We start from the raw sequence: 3,708 nt of genomic DNA on the forward strand, positions 1-3,708 counted from the left end.
TTTGTGGTGTATTTTACACGGCAAAATTGGAACGCTTGCGGGCGGTGCAACTTGCTTAAGTGTTGAGCAACCGCAGGGCACTAGTTAACACTTCGAAGTGCAGATTGAAAAACCGCTTTTGAGGGCATTTAAAGCGTTTTTTAGCCCCTCCTAATAGCCAACCATCGCTCGCACACTCGCACGCTCTACGTCGTTTTTAGGAGCTTTAATACCCGTAGAGGATTCATTACTTAACTTTTAGGGTTTTAAAGGGATTACCCTTTAGCACGCCGATTATACAAATTTTTGTATACATCGCTGTCGTGCCTAATCTAAATATAAGTGACGTTAAAAAAATAAAAAGATAGCAAATAGATAGCAACTAGGCATCAAAAAAATAGCATTTAGATAGCATTTGTATTTTTTTATAAAGCCAGCCTAGTGGCTGGCTTCTCCATGTTTAACGATTTAGCCTGATTTTGATTTGCTCTGCAAATTCGCTTAGCTCCTCGGTCTGCCTGTCCACTTGGTCAAACATTAAATCAAGCAGGGGTTGCATTTGGTCATGGGGGTCTAGCAAAATGGTAAAAGCCCGACATGCAAGACCAAGGCTACGCAACTGGTCAACAATATCAAACAACGAAAATAGATCGTTTTTGTTAATTACTGTAAGATCGCTTTTAGTCATGTTATTCACTCCTAATCAGTGATAATGTGATTAGGGGCTGTTCATGTTGACGCATGGTCAGCCCCGCCTTTTTACATTGTGAACATGTAAAAACCCGTTTCGCCTGGCGTTGATCTTTCGCCAGGGCAATTAATCTTAAAAAGCCATTATGCAAACTCCTATTTAAATAAATCCGAGTGTGTGCCTGTTCGCTCAAAATGTACATTTTCATCATCAGGCAAGTAATAAACCAATAACCAATCAGGTTCTATGTGTAGTTCTCTATGATGTCGCCATGCGCCTTTTAATGGATGATCTTTCAGGACTGCGGGCAATGGCTGCCCGCTAATGATAAGCTGCATCACTGCGCCCAGTTTTGCAACGTTCTTACCGCGCTTTTGCGATTGGGTAACATCCTTTTTAAACTGGTTGGAGTATTTGACATTGCGCATGTTTAAATGCCCAACTGCTGCATTAAATCGTCAAAATCTTTAGCGGAGTGCAAATCTTCACCACGCTCTGATTTACGCATGGTTTCAAGTGTTAATGTATTAGGCTCTCTGTTCATAGAAATATACTCTCTCATAAACTCCCTAATGACTTGAGCCGCGGGGCGGTCATTACGGTGTGCAACAGATTTAAAAGCCTCTTTTAGTTCTGGCTCAACTTTAAATGTCATAACCTCAGATTTCATAGTAACTACTCCTTTTTCATTTCAAAGTATTATAATGGAAATATAATGTATAGTAAAGGTAATACCTTATTATATTTCATAGCGGAGTTCAGGACACGTTGAGCTTGCGAATAAGTATAAGTTAAATAATTCTACGCTTTGAAGCGTAGGACTATTTAACCTGTCCTGCCCTAATTTACTTCAGTATTGCATCAATAAAAATTCGATATACATCGATATAACTCCAAAAAACACATCTAGTATTGAATATGTATATTTAATATCGATTTTATATTGATTCAATATCGATAATTTATAAATATCTAATTTTCTATCCTAATTTTATGTTTAATGGCAATCAAATTGCTTTTACAACTGTTATTGAAAACTACTCTTTGCCGAAAAAAATTATTGCATAAGCAAAGGTGGGATTAAGCAACAATTTAACACATTAAAAAGAACGAAAAAAAACAAAATAGAGCGTAGCGATAGGCAAAACTACGTTTTGCTCTATTATTTCTTTCTTTCTATTTTTCTTTCTTTCTGACTTCATAGAGCCTTGATATATAAGGCTTTCAAGATTTAAAGGTGATATAAATGATGGTTAAAGGTGATATAAATGATGGTTAAAGGTGATATAAATGATGGTTAAAGGTGATATAAATGATGGTAAAGGTGATATTTTAATGATTTAACTTCACCTTTTGTAACTAAAATGATATGATTTTCACCATCAATCCCATCATCCGTAGGACAGATTATGACCGATCTCACAATTAGAAAAGCCCATCCTATTGTTGAGGCTGGATACAAGTTAAGCCTTGCAGAGCAACGCATAGTTTTGTTGAGCCTTGCTCAGTTGGATAATCGAGATATAACCCAAAGCAAGGTAACTTTGTTTGCTAAAGATTATTCAGAAAAATTTAATGTCCCCGAAAAAGTGGCTTATCGAGACTTATTAAATGCCTCAAAACGGTTATATGATCGTTCTATAATCCTCAAAGGAGAAGATGAAACAACAGAATTTCGGTGGATTGAGAGTAGAACTAAGTATCACACAGGGGAGGGTCGAATTTCTTTTGAATTTAGCCGTAGAGTTTTGCCTTATCTATTTGATTTAGATAAGCGTTTTGGTTATACCCAATATCACTTATTAAGTGTTAGTGGATTTAGTAGCTCATACTCTATTAGGCTATATGAACTATGTAAAAAGTTACAAGGAATGCAAAATCAAAACATTGAAATAGATGAAATTAGAAGAATATTGCAGATTGATGATAAATACAAAGAATTTAAAGTATTAAAACGAGATGTTTTATCCCCATCTTTTTTAGAAATCAACGAAAAATCAGATCTGCTTGTCAAAGTCGAACCTTTGAAACGTGGGCGGTCTATCGTGGCTCTGAAATTCACAATCAATCCAAAATCAAGTGCGGTGGATATTGGCGAAGATCTGACAAAAGACGGCTTGACGAAGCTGCCACAACGTCCACAGGTCAAGGCAGGAAGTCAGCAGGAATGGGACTACTGGCGAGAATGCTTGCGTATCCGTAATGCGGATTATGACCGACTAAAAGCGGCAGATATTCGCAGACCGACAAAATTACTGGCAGATCTTGAGAAATATAACCGCAAGCTAGGCGACACGCTGAAAGCGGACGAACTCAAAGAAATCATCGAAAAACGTAAGAAGAACGGGACTTATTAAAAATGGCAATCAAACATAGACCTAGAGTGGGTGAACTGCTCGAATGCGATTTTGGTCAATGGCAACAAATCGAGAAAAGCCCCGACTATGACAAACATTTAGAGCCTGAAATGCGGAAGCGTCGAATGGTTATGGTGCTAAATGCAAATCTTGACGGTAAAAGTGCGTTGGTTGTACCAATTTCATCAACAAGAAGCTACGGCAGACAGGCAAACTATCATCATTTGATTGATACGGACTTAATCAACGTTACAGACTTCTACGACAAAAGAGAGCGGTGGGCTTTAGCGGAACATTCCAAAGTGGTTAGTTTGACTAGATTGTATTACATTTTCGATGGTGCGATGAAATTAAATCAAACTTTACCAAGTGATGTCGTCACGAAAATTCAGTTGAAAGTTATCAAAGCGATCAATGCACAACGCATTTTAGACGAAATGCAAAATAGAATTGATGAACTCGAAAATGAGCTAAATAGCTTGAAAAAAGAGCAATAACACCATAGAATATAATTATCCGCCATAGAGCGCTTAAAATTCTAACCCGCTTAGACGGCTTAGAGGAAACGGCAACATCTTTCGATATTGCCGTTTTTCTTTGTGGTGTATTTTACACGGCAAAATTGGAACGCTTGCGGGCGGTGCAACTTGCTTAAGTGTTGAGCAACCGCAGGGCACTAGT

General features: G+C 37.8%; 5 protein-coding genes. 2 read left to right on the forward strand and 3 right to left on the reverse strand.

All coding sequences use genetic code 11. From position 1 onward, the window contains the following. Positions 1-439: 439 nt before the first annotated feature. The 3 genes from H3V12_RS11005 to H3V12_RS11015 all read right to left on the reverse strand — a co-directional run bounded on the left by H3V12_RS11005 (position 440) and on the right by H3V12_RS11015 (position 1,340). Positions 440-667, reverse strand: a complete 228-nt coding sequence (locus H3V12_RS11005) for a hypothetical protein (RefSeq protein ID WP_198214704.1) — start codon at positions 665-667, stop codon at positions 440-442. Between the two features lie 158 nt (positions 668-825). Then, positions 826-1,098, reverse strand: a complete 273-nt coding sequence (locus tag H3V12_RS11010; protein ID WP_198214705.1) for a type II toxin-antitoxin system YafQ family toxin — start codon at positions 1,096-1,098, stop codon at positions 826-828. A gap of 2 nt (positions 1,099-1,100) precedes the next feature. After that, the gene (locus H3V12_RS11015) at positions 1,101-1,340 is read right to left on the reverse strand and encodes a hypothetical protein (protein WP_198214706.1); all 240 of its coding nucleotides are present in this window, start codon (positions 1,338-1,340) and stop codon (positions 1,101-1,103) included. 739 nt (positions 1,341-2,079) lie between these two features. Here H3V12_RS11015 and H3V12_RS11020 point away from each other — a divergent pair. Both H3V12_RS11020 and H3V12_RS11025 read left to right on the forward strand, forming a co-directional pair. Then, positions 2,080-3,027, forward strand: coding sequence for a replication initiation protein (locus tag H3V12_RS11020; RefSeq protein ID WP_198214707.1), 948 nt, complete (start codon positions 2,080-2,082; stop codon positions 3,025-3,027). Positions 3,028-3,029: 2 nt separating this feature from the next. Continuing rightward, the gene (locus tag H3V12_RS11025; RefSeq protein WP_198214708.1) at positions 3,030-3,524 is read left to right on the forward strand and encodes a type II toxin-antitoxin system PemK/MazF family toxin; all 495 of its coding nucleotides are present in this window, start codon (positions 3,030-3,032) and stop codon (positions 3,522-3,524) included. Positions 3,525-3,708 lie beyond the last annotated feature (184 nt).

Origin of the sequence: Bartonella sp. W8167 (genome assembly GCF_016100335.1) — a bacterium.
In the GTDB taxonomy this organism is placed as follows: Bacteria; Pseudomonadota; Alphaproteobacteria; order Rhizobiales; family Rhizobiaceae; genus Bartonella; species Bartonella apis.